At 72.9% G+C, this 16,286-nt stretch carries 14 protein-coding genes; 11 read left to right on the forward strand and 3 right to left on the reverse strand.

Annotated elements, in window-relative coordinates:
- Nucleotides 1-6 precede the first annotated feature (6 nt).
- Complete coding sequence (locus C6361_RS12455; RefSeq protein ID WP_107270914.1) at nucleotides 7-1,857, forward strand: glycoside hydrolase family 13 protein; 1,851 nt, start codon at nucleotides 7-9, stop codon at nucleotides 1,855-1,857.
- A 3-nt stretch (nucleotides 1,858-1,860) separates the two neighbouring features.
- Here the strand turns inward: C6361_RS12455 and C6361_RS12460 are convergent, their stop codons facing one another.
- Complete coding sequence (locus tag C6361_RS12460; protein WP_234359464.1) at nucleotides 1,861-2,613, reverse strand: DUF305 domain-containing protein; 753 nt, start codon at nucleotides 2,611-2,613, stop codon at nucleotides 1,861-1,863.
- Between the two features lie 190 nt (nucleotides 2,614-2,803).
- Nucleotides 2,804-3,409, reverse strand: coding sequence for a TetR/AcrR family transcriptional regulator (locus tag C6361_RS12465; protein ID WP_199853334.1), 606 nt, complete (start codon nucleotides 3,407-3,409; stop codon nucleotides 2,804-2,806).
- Between the two features lie 102 nt (nucleotides 3,410-3,511).
- Here C6361_RS12465 and C6361_RS12470 point away from each other — a divergent pair, with 102 nt between their 5' ends.
- From C6361_RS12470 to C6361_RS12510, 9 genes are all read left to right on the forward strand, one after another.
- Nucleotides 3,512-4,534 carry a hypothetical protein gene (locus C6361_RS12470; RefSeq protein WP_234359465.1) on the forward strand — a complete coding sequence of 341 codons (1,023 nt, stop codon included), beginning with the start codon at nucleotides 3,512-3,514 and terminating at the stop codon, nucleotides 4,532-4,534.
- A 106-nt stretch (nucleotides 4,535-4,640) separates the two neighbouring features.
- Nucleotides 4,641-4,982, forward strand: coding sequence for a hypothetical protein (locus tag C6361_RS12475; RefSeq protein ID WP_107263797.1), 342 nt, complete (start codon nucleotides 4,641-4,643; stop codon nucleotides 4,980-4,982).
- 354 nt (nucleotides 4,983-5,336) lie between these two features.
- Nucleotides 5,337-6,404, forward strand: coding sequence for a BMP family protein (locus C6361_RS12480; RefSeq protein WP_107267839.1), 1,068 nt, complete (start codon nucleotides 5,337-5,339; stop codon nucleotides 6,402-6,404).
- 296 nt (nucleotides 6,405-6,700) lie between these two features.
- Nucleotides 6,701-8,260: an ABC transporter ATP-binding protein gene (locus C6361_RS12485; RefSeq protein WP_369931383.1), complete on the forward strand. Its 1,560-nt coding sequence runs from the start codon at nucleotides 6,701-6,703 to the stop codon at nucleotides 8,258-8,260.
- On the forward strand, nucleotides 8,257-9,681 hold the full coding sequence (locus C6361_RS12490) for an ABC transporter permease (RefSeq protein ID WP_107267841.1): 1,425 nt from the start codon (nucleotides 8,257-8,259) through the stop codon (nucleotides 9,679-9,681). The genes C6361_RS12485 and C6361_RS12490 overlap by 4 nt, the downstream gene beginning before the upstream one ends.
- Before the next feature lie 60 nt (nucleotides 9,682-9,741).
- Nucleotides 9,742-11,019 carry an ABC transporter permease gene (locus C6361_RS12495; protein ID WP_107267842.1) on the forward strand — a complete coding sequence of 426 codons (1,278 nt, stop codon included), beginning with the start codon at nucleotides 9,742-9,744 and terminating at the stop codon, nucleotides 11,017-11,019.
- A gap of 30 nt (nucleotides 11,020-11,049) precedes the next feature.
- Nucleotides 11,050-11,754: a cytidine deaminase gene (locus C6361_RS12500; RefSeq protein ID WP_107263798.1), complete on the forward strand. Its 705-nt coding sequence runs from the start codon at nucleotides 11,050-11,052 to the stop codon at nucleotides 11,752-11,754.
- An 87-nt stretch (nucleotides 11,755-11,841) separates the two neighbouring features.
- Entirely contained in the window at nucleotides 11,842-13,122 is a 1,281-nt protein-coding gene (locus tag C6361_RS12505; RefSeq protein WP_107267843.1) for a thymidine phosphorylase, read from the forward strand.
- Between the two features lie 261 nt (nucleotides 13,123-13,383).
- Nucleotides 13,384-14,064 (forward strand): DUF4272 domain-containing protein, encoded by a 681-nt coding sequence (locus C6361_RS12510; RefSeq protein WP_107257772.1) that lies wholly within the window; start codon nucleotides 13,384-13,386, stop codon nucleotides 14,062-14,064.
- Nucleotides 14,065-14,105: 41 nt separating this feature from the next.
- Here C6361_RS12510 and C6361_RS12515 read toward each other — a convergent pair whose 3' ends face one another.
- A complete protein-coding gene (locus tag C6361_RS12515; RefSeq protein WP_107257773.1) occupies nucleotides 14,106-14,966 on the reverse strand; it encodes a putative RNA methyltransferase in 861 nt (286 codons plus the stop codon).
- 83 nt (nucleotides 14,967-15,049) lie between these two features.
- On the opposite strand from C6361_RS12515, the gene C6361_RS12520 reads away from it, so the two are divergent.
- Entirely contained in the window at nucleotides 15,050-16,129 is a 1,080-nt protein-coding gene (locus C6361_RS12520; RefSeq protein WP_107257774.1) for an adenosine deaminase, read from the forward strand.
- Nucleotides 16,130-16,286 lie beyond the last annotated feature (157 nt).

Consider the following 16,286-nt stretch of genomic DNA (forward strand, 5'->3'; position numbering starts at 1 on the left):
GGACCGATGACAGCCCCGGCAGGCCAGCCGCGACCACACCACGACGGCTCGGCGCTGCACGTGCCGGAGCAGGCCCCGGCGCTCGGCGACACCGTCGACGTCTTCCTCCGGGTCCCTGAAACGTCCCGGTTCGACCGGGTGTACCTGCGCAGCACCCCGGACGGCGAGCCGCACTTCACCGAGGCGACCGTCGACCGGCGCTCCGGCGGCGAGGTCTGGTGGCGGGCCGAGGTCGAGGTCCGCAACCCGGTGACCACCTACCGGTTCCTGCTCACCGGGGCGGCCGGGCGGCAGCGCTGGGTCAACGCGCTCGGCGACTTCGGCCACGACGTACCGGACAACACCGACTTCCGGCTGGTGGCGTACGACCCGCCGCCGGCCTGGGCCCGGGACGCCGTCGTCTACCAGATCTTCCCCGACCGGTTCGCCCGGTCGGCCGCCGCCGACGCCCGACCGGCGCCGGACTGGGCGATCCCGTGCGACTGGGACCGGACCCCGGTGATCGGCCGGGGGCCGGAGACGCCGTACCAGTTCTACGGCGGCGACCTGGACGGCGTCGCCGAGCGGCTGGACCACCTCGACCGGCTCGGGGTGAACACCGTCTACCTGACCCCGATCTTCCCGGCCCGCTCCAACCACCGGTACGACGCCGCCACCTTCGGGCACGTCGACCCGCTGCTCGGCGGGGACGCCGCGCTGGCCCGGCTCGCCGCCGAGGTGCACGCCCGGGGCTGGCGGCTGCTCGGCGACATCACCAGCAACCACACCGGGGACAGCCACGAGTGGTTCGTCGACGCCGTCTCCGACGTCGACTCCCCGGACCGGGGGCTGTACTACTTCGACGAGACCGGCGACTACGAGTCGTGGCTCGGCGTGAAGTCGCTGCCGAAGCTGAACTGGGGCAGCCCCGAACTGCGCCGACGCTTCCTCGCCGGGCCGGACTCGGTGCTGAACCGCTGGCTGCACCCGCCGTACGGGCTGGACGGCTGGCGGGTGGACGTGGCCAACATGACCGGGCGGCGCGGCCGGGACGCGTACACCCACGAGGTGGCGGCGGCGCTGCGCACGGCGGTCACCGCGACCAGGCCGGATGGGCTGGTGGTGGCCGAGCACGGGCACGACTTCACCGGTGACCTGGACGCGGACGGCTGGCAGGGCACCATGAACTACGCCGGGTTCTGCCGTCCGGTGTGGAGCTGGCTGCGGCACGACGGGCTGGACCTGCCCGACTTCCTCGGCGTACCGGGCGGGGTGCCCCGACGGGACGGGCCGGAGGTGCTGGCCACGATGCGGGCGTTCGGCGCGCTGGTCTCGTGGCGGGCGCTCACCCACTCGTGGCTGCTGCTCGGCTCGCACGACTCGGCCCGGATCCGCACCGTCGTCGGCGACGCCGACCGGCAGGAGGTCGCGGTCGGGCTGCTCTGCACGCTCCCCGGCACACCGATGATCTTCGCGGGGGACGAACTCGGGCTGACCGGGCGCAACGGCGAGGACTCGCGTACCCCGATGCCGTGGCGGCGACCGGAGAGCTGGGACGGGGCCACCTTCGAGCGGTACCGGGGACTGCTCGGGCTGCGCCGGTCGGTGTCGGCGCTGCGGCACGGCGGCCTGCGCTGGGCGTACGCCGACGCGGAGAGCCTGGTCTTCCTGCGCGAGTCGCCGACGGAGTCGGTGCTGGTACTGGCCCGGCGCGGCACCGCCGAGCCGGTCCGGCTGGCCGGGCCGCCCCTGGCCGGGCCGGAGGCGGTCAACCTCTACGGCGGTGCGGACGCGCTGCGCCCCGGCCCGGACGGCGCGCTGACGCTGCCCGGGGACGGCCCGACCTTCCAGGTGTGGCGGCTGCCCTCGGCCAGCTGAATCTCACTTCGACTTCGGGTCGAGCACCTCGCGCATCCGGTTGACCTCGACGGCCTGCTCGAAGGCGATGTTCCGGGCCAGCTCCCGGATCTGCCGGTCGACGCCGTTCACCAGTACCTCCTGGGCCATCGCGATGGCGCCCTGGTGGTGCGCGCTCATCATCTCGACGAACATCCGGTCGAAGTCCGTCCCGGTCGTCGCGGTGAGCGCGGCGATCGCCTCCGGGGTCTGCATGCCGTGCATGGTGGGGTGGTCGTGCCCGGTCCCGCCGAGCAGCGAGTCGAGGCCGCGGTCGCGCAGCCAGCCCCGCAGCACCTCGACCTCGGGCTGCTGGGCGGCCCGGATCCGGTCGGCGACCGCGATCACGCCGGTGCTGCCGGCCCGCTCCGGGACCAGCGCGGCCAGCTGGAGCGCCTGCTCGTGGTGCGGCACCATCATCGTGACGAACCGGATGTCGGCCGCGTTGTGCTGTGCCCCGGGCGGCGGGGTGAGCTGGTCCGGGCGGAGCACCTGGGCCGACTCGCCCGGCCGGCCGGGCCGGATCACCGGCGCGGTGCCGATGGCCGAGGTGGGCAGCGCCGACGGGGTCGGTGCCGGGGGTGTGCTGGCCGGGGCGGCGGCCGGAGCGGCCGGGCGACCGTCCCCGCTGGTCGCGACCCCGGCGATGCCGAGGGCGAGCAGCACCGCCGCCGACTCCACCAGCGCGAGAAACACGATCACCGGCCGGCGACTGCCGCCGGTCGCGCTCCTGGCCAACACCACAGCGTGACTCCCGTCCGCCCTGCCGGCCGGTCGCGGCGTAGCCGGGGCTCTGCGCCGGGGCCGGGTCGTCAACCCCGGGTCGGCCGATGGTAGCCCGGCCACCGGGACCGTGGAAGATCCAGTACGCCCTGACCTCGGCTGCCGCCCCGGGCCGGGCCCGTCCTGATCGGACGGCTTCCGTCACCTACTGTCGCACGCCGTGGCCGGCGAGGAGGGCACGTACGCCGTCGAGATAGGTCCTCGAATCCGGGCCGGCGGCAAGGATCCGTTGCAGGGCGAAGCCGGGGATCAGGCCGAACAGGGCGGCACCGACCGCCTCGACGTCGGCGTCGGCCGGCAGCTCGCCGGCCTGCTGGGCCCGGCGGGCCAGCTCGACGAAGCGGGAACGGAAGCGGCCGTACAGCCGGGCGACGAACTCGGCCAGCGCGGGATCGCGCAGCGACTCGGCCCAGACCTGGATGGCGAGCGGGAAGACGCCGTCCGGGCCGGTCTGGGACTCGACGAACGCGAGCGCCCGGTCCAGCGCCTCGATCAGCGGCAGTGGCGGCTCGGCCGAGGCGAGCGTCTCGAAGAGCTGGTCGGCACCGTCGAGTACCGACTCGGCGATCGCGGTGACCAGCTCGTGCTTGCTGCCGAAGTAGCGGTAGACGGCGCCGACCGAGAGGCCGGCCTCGGAGATCACGTCCTGCATGGAGGTGGCGTGGAAGCCGTTGCGCAGGAAGCAGCGCCGGGCGGCGTCGAGGATCTGCCGTCGCCGGGCCGCGAGGTGTTCCTCGGATACGCGTGGCACGGCACACAGTGTAAAACGAACGCTCGTTCCTTGACTCGGTCATCGGCTGGGAGGACGCTGGGAATAAGAGAACGAGCATTCGTTTTAGGAGGAGTCCCGGAGATGGCCCATCCATCGGAGACGACCCGCCCATCGGAAACGACCCGGCCATCGGCGCCGTCCGAGCCGTCCACCCCGACACACCTGCGCCGGCCGCTGCCGGTCGCCGTACTGCTGGCCGTGGCGGTGGTGCTGTTGCAGTCGCTGCTCGTACCCCTCTTCGCCGGGCCGGCGGCGAACCTGGAGCCGCGCGACCTGCCGGTGGTCGTCGCGGGCCCGGCGCCGGCCGCCGACCGGCTGGTCGGGCAGCTCGACGCCGCCGCACCGGGCGCCTTCGACGTGACCCGGCTGCCCGACGGCGCGGCCGCCGAGCGGGCGCTGCGCGACCGCGAGGCGTACGCCGCCTTCGTGCTCGGCCCGGACGGCGCCACCCTGCACACCGCGAGCGCGGCCAGCCCCACCGTGGCGGCCCTGCTCACCCAGGCGGCCGGGGAGTTCTCCGGCGGCCAGCCCGTGCGGGTGGTCGACGTCGTGCCGGCGGACCCGGACGACCCCCGGGGCGCCGGCTTCGCGGCCGGCTTCCTGCCGCTCGGGCTGACCGGCATGCTGTTCGGGGCGCTGCTGGTGCTGCTGGTGGGTGGCCGGCTGGCCCGGCTGGCCGGGCTGGTCGGCTTCGGGCTGCTGGTCGGCGTCGCCGGCCCGCTGGTGCTCCAGGGCTGGCTCGGCCTGCTGCCCGGCGACGCCGTGACCGTCGGGGCCACCCTCGGGCTCGTCGGGCTGGCGACCGCGGCCACCGTCGCCGGGCTCGGCGCGCTGCTGGGGCGGCCGGGCATCGGGCTCGGCGCGATACTCGTCTTCCTGGTCGGCAACCCGCTCTCGGCGGTCGGCGCCGCACCGGAACTGCTGCCCCAGCCCTGGGGCGAGGTCGGTCAGTGGCTGCCGATCGGTGCCGGCGGCACCCTGCTCCGCTCCGCCGCCTTCTTCGACGGTGCCGGCGCCACCACCCCGCTGCTGGTCCTCGCCGCCTACGCCGCCGCCGGCCTGCTGCTCGTCGCGCTCCGGCGCGGGGCGACTTCGGGCAGGTAGTGACCTCGTTCGACCCGGGATGCCGCCACTTCCCGGACGGAGCATGATCCCCCCGTCGTCCGGGGCGGGGGGACGTGCGGTGGCGGGATGGGGGAGGATGGCCGCCGTGGAACCTCTCCGGCTGATACTCCTCTACGCCCACCTGATCGGTTTCGCCCTGCTGCTGGGTGGTGCCGCCGCCCAGTACGTCACCGGACGGATCCGGATCAACCCGCTGATGCTCTGGGGCGCCACCATCCAGGTGCTGACCGGCATCGGACTCTCCGCGCCGCTGCGCGACGGCGACGAGCCGTCACCGGCGAAGCTCGCCACCAAGCTGGTGATCGGGCTGATGATCTTCGTGATGGTCTTCTTCTCCCGGAAGCGGGAGGCGGTCAACCGAGGTCACTTCCTGGCGATCATCGGGCTGACCCTGGTCAACGCCGCGGTCGCGGTCTTCTGGCGCTGACCCGGGGCCGCTGACCCGGCCGCTGAGCCGTCGACCCGGCGTCGGGCGAATCCGGCGCGGCGGTCGGCCGGGTCCGGCGGCGGTCGGCCGGGGCGGAAGGCCCGAAACGGGACGTCCCATAGGTCCAGGTCACGCATCGGGCGGGCCGGGAAGTGATGTCGCGCACCCTGAAGTTACGTAAGGGTAACGGGCGTTCAACAGTCAGGCACGATTGTCGGCCGGTGGACAGGCGCGGGCGTACGCTCCCGTCCGTAACGTGGGACAGCCGGCGGCAACGCGCAGGCCGGCTTAGGGCTGCCACCGCGGTGGGCGGTGTGCAATGGGAAGGAGACCGTCTTGCGCTCTGTGCGTGGGATGCGGATCGTCTCGGTATTCGCGGTGGGCGGGCTCGCGCTGGGCGCCGCCGCCGCGTGTGGTGAGGCACCGAGCGATAGCAACGCGGGCGGCGCCGCGGCCGACAAGTACACCGCGTGCATGGTGACGGACGTCGGAGGCATCGACGACAAGTCGTTCAACACCTCCGCCTGGGCGGGCCTGGAGGCGGCCAAGGCCGCTGACAGCAAGATCGATATCAAGTACGTGGCGTCCAAGGCCGAGGCCGACTACGAGCCGAACCTGACCCAGTACGTCAACCAGGACTGCGACTTCATCCTCGCCGTCGGTGGCCTGATGGGCGAGGCGACCTCCAAGATCGCCAAGGCGAACCCGGACCAGCAGTTCGGCATCGTCGACGCGAAGCTGCCGGAGAGCAACGTCTTCCCGATGCAGTTCGACACCGCGCAGGCCGGCTTCCTCGCCGGTTACCTGGCGGCCGGGATGACCAAGACCGGCAAGGTCGGCACCTACGGCGGCATGAAGATCGGCCCGGTGACCATCTTCATGGACGGCTACGCCGACGGGGTGGCCCACTACAACAAGACCAAGGGCAAGAACGTCCAGGTGCTGGGCTGGAACAAGCAGACCCAGAACGGGTCCTTCACCAACGACTTCGTCAAGCAGGACGAGGGCAAGAAGGTCTCCGACACCCTGGTCGCCCAGGGCGCGGACATCATCATGCCGGTGGCCGGCGGCGCCGGTCTGGGCACCACGGCGGCGGCGCAGGCCTCCGCCGGCAAGTACTCGGTGATCTGGGTCGACGTCGACGGCTGCCAGAGCACCCCGAACTGCCCGGCCCTGATGACCACCGTGGTCAAGAACATCACCGACGCGGTGAAGGACGCCGTGGTGACCGCGGCCAAGGGCGAGAAGCTGGCGCACGACCCCGGCTACCTCGGCACCCTGGCCAACAACGGCGTCTCGCTGGCGCCGTACCACGAGTTCGACAGCAAGGTGCCGGCGGAGCTGAAGGCCGAGGTCGACAAGATCAAGGCTGACATCAGCTCCGGTGCGATCAAGGTCACCTCGGCCAGCCAGCCGAAGTGACCCCCGGGTCGACCGTCCGACCTGGTCGGGCGGTCGACCGGTACGGCTCCGACGCCGAGGATCCGGTCGCTCCGACCGTCGTGGAGACATATCTCCGCGCCGATCGGGGCGGCCGGTTTTCACGCCGGCCGGAGCGAGCCGACAGACCGGCCCGGGCGGGCCGAACAGCCCGCGGCGATCGACGGATGAGGCCCTGTCGACCCGGTCCGAGCAGCAGCTAGGCTGCACCATCGCCCGCACTCCAGGAGGTTGCGCTGAGACTCGAACTGCGCGGCATCACCAAGCGGTTCGGTGAGTTGGTCGCCAACGACCACATCGACCTGACGGTGGAGCCAGGAGAGATCCACGCGCTGCTCGGCGAGAACGGCGCGGGCAAGTCCACTCTGATGAACGTGCTGTACGGCCTGCTCCAGCCCGACGAGGGCGAGGTCCTGGTCGACGGCAGGCCGCTGAAGGCCAAGGGCCCCGGCGACGCCATCGCGGCCGGCATCGGCATGGTGCACCAGCACTTCATGCTGGTCCCGGTCTTCACCGTGGCCGAGAACGTGATGCTCGGCGCCGAGCAGATCCGGGGCGGCATCGCCGGCTTCCTCGACCGGCGGCGGGCCCGCCGCCAGGTCACCGAGGTCTCCGGCCGCTACAACCTGCGGGTCGACCCGGACGCGGTGGTCGAGGACCTGCCGGTCGGCGTGCAGCAGCGGGTCGAGATCCTCAAGGCCCTGACCCGGGACGTCGACCTGCTCATCCTGGACGAGCCGACCGCCGTGCTGACCCCGCAGGAGACCGAGGAACTGCTCGGGATCATGCGGTCGCTCAAGGAGTCCGGCAAGTCGATCGTCTTCATCACGCACAAGCTCAAAGAGGTCAAGGCGATCGCCGACCGGATCACCGTGATCCGCCGGGGCCGGACCGTCGGCACCGCCAGCCCGAGCGCGAGCGAGGACGAGCTGGCCGCGCTGATGGTCGGGCGTACGGTCAACCTGACCGTGCAGAAGGCCGCCGCCGCGCCGGGTGAACCGGTACTGGAGGTCGAGGGCCTGGTCGTCGACGACGAGCGCTCGGTACGCGCCGTCGACGGCGTCGACCTGACCGTACGCGCCGGTGAGGTGCTCGGCATCGCCGGTGTGCAGGGCAACGGCCAGACCGAGCTGATCGAGGCGCTGATGGGGCTGCGCCCGGTGTTGCACGGCACGGTGAGCCTGGGCGGGCAGCGCATCGACGGCTGGCCGACCAAGCGGGTGCTGCGGGCCGGGGTCGGCTACGTCCCCGAGGACCGCAGCGTCGACGGGCTGGTCAAGGAGTTCAGCGTCGCCGAGAACCTGGTGCTGGACATCTACGACCGGCCGCCGTTCGGCTCCGGGCTGGTGCTCCGGCCGGACGCGATCACCGCCTCGGCGCGGGAGCGGATCCCCGAGTTCGACGTACGCACCTCGTCGGCGGAGGCGGCCGTCGGCACGCTCTCCGGCGGCAACCAGCAGAAGGTGATCATCGCTCGGGAGATGTCCCGGCCGCTCAAGCTCTTCGTGGCCGCCCAGCCGACCCGGGGCGTGGACGTCGGCTCGATCGAGTTCATCCACCGCCGGATCATCCACGAGCGGGACATCGGCACCGCCGTACTCCTGGTCTCCAGCGAGTTGGACGAGGTGATCGGGCTGGCCGACCGGATCGCGGTGATGTACCGGGGCCGGATCCTCGGCGTCGTCGGGCCGGACACCCCGCGCGAGGAGATCGGCCTGCTGATGGCCGGCATCACCGACGCCGCACCGGACGGCACCGCCGGCACCGCAGAGAACGCAACCCCCGACGGGCCGGTGACCCCGGCTCCCGACGTCGCTGGTAGCGAGGAAACCCGATGACCGACGTGAACGAGCCCGGCTCGCCGTCGCCGGAGAAGTCTCCGGCCGGGCAGCGGCCCGGTGCCGGGCCGGTGGGCACGGTCGGCACGGCCGATCCGTCCACCGCAGCCGGCGCGGCCGATTCCGGCGGTACGGCGCCGGCCGACTCCGGGGCTGCCCGGGGCGGGCCCGGGGACGCGTTGACCGACCGGGACGGCGGCGGCCGGCAACTGCTCCGGGCGTTCGTGCACAACCTCTGGGCGGCCAACACCGTCACGGTCACCGTGCTGGCGATCGTGCTGGCCACGCTGATCGGCGCGGTACTGATCATCGTCTCCGACCCGGACGTGCTCGCCACCTGGGGTTACTTCACCGCCCAGCCATCCGACGCGCTCAACTCCAGCTGGGCCGTTGTCAGCGACGCGTACGCGAACCTGTTCAAGGGGGCGGTCGTCGACCCGGCGGCCGTACAGGCCTGGGCGAACGGCACCGGCGGCTGGCAGCCGGTCTTCGCGCCGATCTCGGAGACGCTGACCTACACCGCCCCGCTGGTCTTCACCGGGCTGGCGGTCTCGCTCGCCTTCCGGGGCGGCCTGTTCAACATCGGTGCACAGGGGCAGGCCACCATCGGGGTGATCCTGGCCGCGCTGGCCGGTTTCCTGCTGCCGCTGCCGCCGGTGGTGCACCTGATCGTGGCGGTGCTGGCCGGCGCGCTGGGCGGGGCGATCTGGGGCTTCGTCCCCGGTTTCCTGAAGGCGCGTACCGGTGCGCACGAGGTGATCACCACGATCATGCTCAACTACGTCGCCATCTCCTTCCTGGCCTGGATCATCGTGCAGAACGGCGTACACGATCCGGACCGGACGGACGCGATCAGCCGGCCGGTGGACGGCTCCGCCCAACTGCCCCGGCTGCTCGGCAGCGACCTGCGGGTACACCTCGGCATCGTGCTGGCGGTCGCCGCCACCTGGGCGGTCGGCTGGCTACTCAACCGCTCCACCTTCGGCTTCGAGTTGCGCGCGGTCGGCGCCAACCCGGACGCGGCGCGGACCGCGGGGATCAGCGTCGGCCGGACGTACGTGCTGGTGATGGTGATCGCCGGGGCGCTCTCCGGGCTGGGCGGCGCGAACATGGTGCTCGGCACCACCGCCACCGCGCTCACCCCGCTGGTGGTCGCCCAGATCGGCTTCGACGGCATCCTGGTGGCACTGCTCGGCCGGGTGAAGCCGTGGGGGGTCGCGCTCGCCGCGCTGCTCTTCGGGGCGCTCCAGGCCGGCGGCAACCGGATGCAGTCGTACGCCAGCATCTCGCTGGAGCTGGTCACCGTGCTCCAGGCGCTGATCGTCATCTTCATCGCCGCGCCGGCACTGGTGAAGGCGATCTTCGCGCTCCGGGCCGCCCGGGCCGCCAGGTTGTCCACGAGCATGGCGAAGGGCTGGTAGCCCGGTGAGCGCGAGGAGTGAGCTTGCGAGCCCCGCAGTCGCGAACGGAAGGCAGCGCTGATGTCCACCATTGCTGTCGAGGAACTGGCCGTCACCGTGCGGCCGGGCTTCTGGACCCGGGACCGTAAGGTCGGCGCCGGTGCCGTCCTGCTCGGGCTGGTCGCGGCGGTCCTCTTCGGTGCGCTGGCCACCGGCGAGGATGCCCGGTTCACCCTCAGCGAGGATGCCGGCGGTGCGGCGCTGGCCATCGACGGCACCGTCGGGGCGATCCTGTTCGGGCTGGTCGCGGCGGCGGCCGGCGCGGCGCTGCTCTCCGGGCTGCCGAAGCGCTGGTTCGTGCCGCTGCTCGGTGTCGCGGTGGTCGGGGTGGTGCTCTCCTTCCTCTGCTGGCAGGTCTCGGCCGCGCCGGCCGGGCAGAACTTCATGCCGCTGGTCAACATCGTCCGGGGTACCTTCATCCTGGCCCTGCCGTTGATCTTCGGTGCCCTGGCCGGGGTGCTCTGTGAGCGCTCCGGCGTGGTGAACGTGGCGATCGAGGGTCAGCTGCTGATGGGCGCCTTCGCCGGTGCCCTGGTCGGCACGATCGCGGCGAGCGCCTGGATCGGGCTGATCGCGGCGGCGCTGGGCGGGGCGCTGATCTCGCTGCTGCTGGCGGTCTTCACCATCCGCTACCTGGTCGACCAGGTGGTGATGGGCATCGTGCTCAACCTCTTCGCGGTCGGCCTGACCGGCTTCCTCTACGAGCGGCTGATGCAGCCGGAGGCGGCGAAGTACAACCAGCCGCCGAGGTTCGAGGCGTGGCCGATCCCGGTGCTGTCGGACATCCCGGTGCTCGGGCCGGCGCTGTTCCGGGGCAACATCTTCCTCTACCTGGCGCTGATCCTGGTGGTGGTGATCCACGTCGCGCTGTTCCGTACCCGGTGGGGGCTGCGGACCCGCTCGGTGGGTGAGCACCCGACCGCCGCCGACACCCTCGGGGTGAAGGTACTGGCGCTGCGCTACCGCAACGTGCTGCTCGCCGGCATGGTCGCCGGGCTGGGCGGCGCCTCCTACACGCTGGCGCTCTACACCTTCAGCAAGAACATGATCGGCGGCAAGGGCTTCATCGCGCTGGCCGCGTTGATCTTCGGGCGGTGGAGTCCGACCGGTGCCCTGCTGGCGGCGCTCTTCTTCGGCTTCGCCGACCAGCTCGGCACCTATCTGGGCGCCATCGACAGCAGCATTCCGAGCGAGTTCCTGGCGATGCTGCCGTACCTCGCGACGCTGCTGGCCGTGGCCGGCCTGGTAGGCAAGGTGCGGGCGCCGGCCGCCGACGGCAAGCCCTACATCAAGGGCTGACCAGCGGCGGGGCAGGATGGGGGCGTGACGATGGAGATTGACTGGGCGAAGCTGCGGGCCGCCGCGACCGACGTGATGCGGCACGCGTACGCGCCGTACTCGAACTTTCCGGTCGGGGCGGCGGCGCTGGTCGACGACGGCCGGGTGGTGGTCGGCTGCAACGTCGAGAACGCCGGCTACGGGGTGACGCTCTGCGCCGAGTGCGGCGTGGTGTCGGCGCTGCACGCCTCGGGCGGGGGCCGGCTGGTCGCGCTGTCGTGCGTGGGGGCGACCGGCGAGCCGCTGATGCCGTGCGGGCGGTGCCGGCAGCTCCTCTGGGAGAACGGCGGGCCGGAGTGCCTGATCGAGGCGGATCCGGTGCCGCTGCGGATGGCGGAGCTGCTGCCGCACGCCTTCGGGGTGGAGGACCTGGAGGCGATCGCCGACTCGGTGAAGGTGCCGGCGGTACCGGAGGCGCTGGCCGCGTGGCGGGGCCGGGGGACCGTCTTCGTGCACCCGGACGTCTCGGGTGGGCGGCGGGTCTGGACCGGCTACTGGGAGCGGGCCGCCGGTGACGCCGAGGGGGCGCAGACCGGGGTACTCGAGGAGGCCCCGAGCTGGGACGACCCGGCCGAGGCGGTGAGCTGGGGGCAGGCGCGTACCCCCCGGGTGGTGGTGGTCGACGCCGACGGGGCGATGTTCTGGGCGGGTGAGGCGGAGCCGCCGGTCGAGATCCCGCAGCGGTGGGGCGGCTGAGCCCGGTCCGGGCTTCGACCCGAGTCCGATTCGGGGTTCGACCGGCAGTCCGGGTTTCGACAGGCAACTGGGAAGAGGAAGCAAGCTGTGGGTGGGTTAGCCGCGGTCGACGTGATCCGGGCGAAGCGGGACGGTGGGACGCTCTCCGACGAGCAGATCGACTGGGTGGTCGACGCGTACACCCGGGGGCGGGTCGCCGACGAGCAGATGTCGGCGCTGGCGATGGCGATCCTGCTCCGCGGCATGACGCCGGCCGAGATCGCCCGCTGGACCGCCGCGATGATCGCCAGCGGAGACCGGCTGGACCTCTCCGGGGTACGTCGGCCGACCGTGGACAAGCACTCCACGGGTGGGGTCGGCGACAAGATCACCCTGCCGCTCACGCCGCTGGTGGCGGCGTGTGGTGCCGCCGTACCGCAGCTCTCCGGGCGGGGGCTGGGGCACACCGGCGGGACGCTGGACAAGCTGGAGTCGATCCCGGGGTGGCGGGCCGCGCTCGGCAACGACGAGTTCATCGCCCAACTGGGTGAGGTCGGTGCGGTGATCTGCGCGGCCGGCGAGCGGCTGGCGCCGGCCGACCGCAAGCTCTACGCGCTGCGCGACGTCACCGGCACGGTGGAGGCGATCCCGCTGATCGCCAGCTCGATCATGAGCAAGAAGATCGCGGAGGGTACCGGGGCGCTGGTGCTGGACGTCAAGGTCGGCTCGGGCGCGTTCATGAAGTCGGAGGCGGATGCCCGGGAACTGGCCCGGACCATGGTGGAGCTGGGCGGCGCGCACGGGGTGCGCACGGTCGCCCTGTTGACCGACATGTCGACGCCGCTGGGGCTGGCCGTGGGCAACGCGGTCGAGGTGGCCGAGTCGGTCGAGGTACTCGCCGGTGGCGGGCCGGCCGACGTGGTGGAGCTGACCGTCGAGTTGGCCCGGGAGATGCTGGTGGCCGCCGGACTGCCGGACGTCGACCCGGAGCGGGCGCTGCGGGACGGCCGGGCCATGGACGTCTGGCGGGCGATGATCCGGGCCCAGGGCGGGGATCCGGACGCCCCGCTGCCGGTCGCCCCGGAGGTGGAGGTCGTCCGGGCGGACCGGGACGGCTACGTCGCCGCCGTCGACGCGTACGGGATCGGGATCGCGGCGTGGCGACTCGGCGCGGGACGGGCCCGCAAGGAGGACCCGGTCAGCGCCGGGGCCGGGGTGCTGCTGCACCGCAGGCCGGGAGATCCGGTACGCGCCGGTGAGCCGCTCTACGAGCTGCGGGCCGACGACCCCGGGCGGATCCCGGCGGCGCGCGCCGTCGCCGCCGAGGCGGTGTCGATCTCGGCCGAACCGCCGACCCTGCCGGCCCTGGTCATCGACCGGATCGGCTAGCCGTCCGCCGGGGCGCCGCCACCGACGACCAGCTCCACCGACCGGGCCGGGTCCGGGCGCGACCCGGGCTCGTCCCGGTCAGCTTCCACCCGTGTGGCTGCCACGCCGGGCGCCCATGGTGTACGGCCTGCCGACCGGCTATCCTCCGTCGCCGGGGGGTAGCACCGGGTGCGCGGTCGGCTCGACGACGGGCCACACCGCACGCGGTGCCGTGGGTGCCGTGCGCGCCCGAGGCGACTCCGACGTGACGGGAAACAGGCTGTGACCGTATCCGCTCCCGACCCCCAGGCGGTCCGGGCCGCCAACGTGACCGAGTTGCGGCGGTTGGGGCTGCCCGTGCCACCGGAGCAGTTTCCGTTGGTCTGGGAGCCGGGCGACGCGGTCGAGCTGCGACCCACCGCCGAGATCGAGGCCCGGACGGCGGTACTGCACCTGGTGCTGGCGCGCTGCTTCGGCATGCCGCCGGAGGCGGGGATGAGCTGGCTGCTCGGCTCGCACCTGGTGGAGGCGGTGACGCCGCCGGAGTGGCAGTTCGTGATGGGCAGCCGGGGCGACCACCGCTCCTTCGTACTGCACCACGACGCGGTCTTCGCGCTGGCCTGGGTACTCGGACTGAGCCGGCACCTGGACCCGACGGAGCCGAGCGACGAGCGGTTGATGGAGCGGCTGCCCAACCTGGCGGCGGGGGAGACCTTCGGCCAGTGGCGCTCCCGCACCCTGGCGGCGCCCCGGGACGCGGCCGAGGTCGCCGTCGTACTCGACTTCTACTACTGCCTGGACTGGGGTTACCTGGAGGCCGAGCAGGCGGGGCTGCAACTGCCCGGGATGATCGACAGCAACGCGATCGGCCAGCGGCGGTGGGCGCTGGAGTGGGCGGTGGTCTTCCACGGCCCGTTCCACGACCCGCCCGCCGGCTGGGAGGAGGTCGACCTCTCCACCTGACCCGCCACCTGACCCGCCGGCTCCGCCCGCCGGGTCGGCGGTCAGCGGGGGTGGTGGGCGGCCACCTGGACCGCCACGGTCACCGCGCTCGGTTCGGGGAGTTCGTCGATCCGCCGGCCGAGCCGGTCGGGGTCGGCGTGCCAGGCGCTCGGGCCCATCCCGACCAGGGTGCGGATCCCGGTCCGGTCGAGCCGGAGGGTGGCCCGGTGCACGGCCGTCGCGCCGGGCGTGAAGTGCTCGGCCAGGCTGCCGGCGACCCGGGCCTCCTTGGCCGGGTCGACCCGGAGCAGGCCGAGCCGGTCGACCAGTTCGCCGAGGTGCTCGGCGGTCGGCGTGACCACCAGCAGCGCGCCGTCGCCCCGGAGCACCCGGCGGAACTCCGCCCCGTTGCGCGGGGCGAAGACGTTCAACAGCAGCCCCGCGGTGCCGTCGGCGAGCGGCAGCCCGCGCCAGGTGTCGCAGAGCGCCGCACCGGCCCGGGGGTGCGCCCGGGCGGCCCGGCGCAGCGCCGGCTTGGAGACGTCCAGGGCCAACCCAACGGCGGCGGGGAGCGCGTCGAGCACCGCGCCGAGGTGCCGGCCGGTGCCGGCGCCGGCATCCACCACAAGTTCCGGGTACGTCTGCGGCGCCGGCCCGGCGACCGCCCTGGCGAGGTCGGCGAGTGCGGTCGAGATCAGGTCGTAGTGGCCGGCGGCGAGGAACTCCTCACGGGCGGCCACCATCGCCGGGCTGTCCCCGGAGTGCGTGGCCCGGCCGGCGCTCAGGTTGACGTACCCCTGCCGGGCCAGGTCGAAGCTGTGCCCCACCGGGCAGCGCAGCGCGACCGCCGCGGCGGGCGGTACGGCGGCCAGCGGCCGGGCGCAGACCGGGCAGCGGAGCCGCCGCAGGACCTCGGGTGGCACCCCGTCACGATAGTGCGCGACCTGGCCGGGGCCGGCGGTGGTGCCGCCGCTGGTCGCGGTGGCCGGGCCACTAGGGTCGGGGCATGGCGGCAATCGGCTACGAAGAGATCGTCCGGGTACCCAAGGCGCTGCTGCACGACCACCTGGACGGCGGGCTGCGCCCGGCGACGGTGGTCGAACTCGCCGAGGCGGTGGGGCATCCGCTGCCCACCACCGACCCGGAGGAACTCGGCCGGTGGTTCGTGGAGGCGGCCGACTCGGGCTCGCTGGAGCGCTACCTGCAAACCTTCGCGCACACCGTGGCGGTGATGCAGACGGCCGAGGGGCTGCGCCGGGTGGCCGCCGAGTGTGCCCTGGACCTGGCCGCCGACGGGGTGGTCTACGCGGAGGTACGGTTCGCGCCGGAGCAGCACCTGGAGCGGGGGCTCGACCTCGATGGCGTGGTGGAGGCGGTGCTGGCCGGCTTCGCCGAGGGTGCCGCCGAGGCGGCGGCGCACGGACACCCGATCCGGATCGGCACGCTGCTGACCGCGATGCGGCACGCCGCCCGCTCGCAGGAGATCGCCGAGCTGGCCGTCCGGCACCGGGACACCGGTGTGGTCGGCTTCGACATCGCCGGTGCGGAGGCGGGCTTCCCGCCCACCCGGCACCTGGACGCCTTCGAATACCTGCAACGGGAGAACTTCCACTTCACCATCCACGCCGGTGAGGCGTTCGGGCTGCCCTCGATCTGGCAGGCGATCCAGTGGTGCGGCGCCGACCGGCTGGGGCACGGGGTACGGATCGTCGACGACATCACCCCCGGGGACCACCGGCCGGTGCTGGGCCGGCTCGCCGCGTACGTGCGGGACAAGCGGATCCCGCTGGAACTCTGCCCGTCGTCCAACGTGCAGACCGGTGCCGCCCCGTCGATCGCGGAGCACCCGATCGGGCTCCTGCGCGACCTGCGGTTCCGGGTCACCGTCAACACCGACAACCGGCTGATGAGCGGTACCTCGATGTCCCGGGAGATGGCGCTGCTGGTCGAGGCGTTCGACTACGGCTACCCGGAGTTGCAGTGGTTCACCATCAACGCGATGAAGAGCGCCTTCATCCCGTTCGACGAGCGGCTCGCCATCATCAACGAGGTGATCAAGCCGGCGTACGCCAAGCTGTCGTCCTGACGGGTGGGCCGATCCGGCCAGGTGCGGATCGGCCACCGAGTCGGGGCGTTGTCGCACGATTTCCGGTCTGCTATCTCTTTTGGTCGGGAAAACTGCCGGGGCGGTCAGCCGGGCTGCCCAGGCGGCCATTCGGTGGTCCGCACGGAGCGCGTAATCC

The organism is Plantactinospora sp. BC1 (assembly GCF_003030345.1).
GTDB lineage: Bacteria > Actinomycetota > Actinomycetes > Mycobacteriales > Micromonosporaceae > Plantactinospora.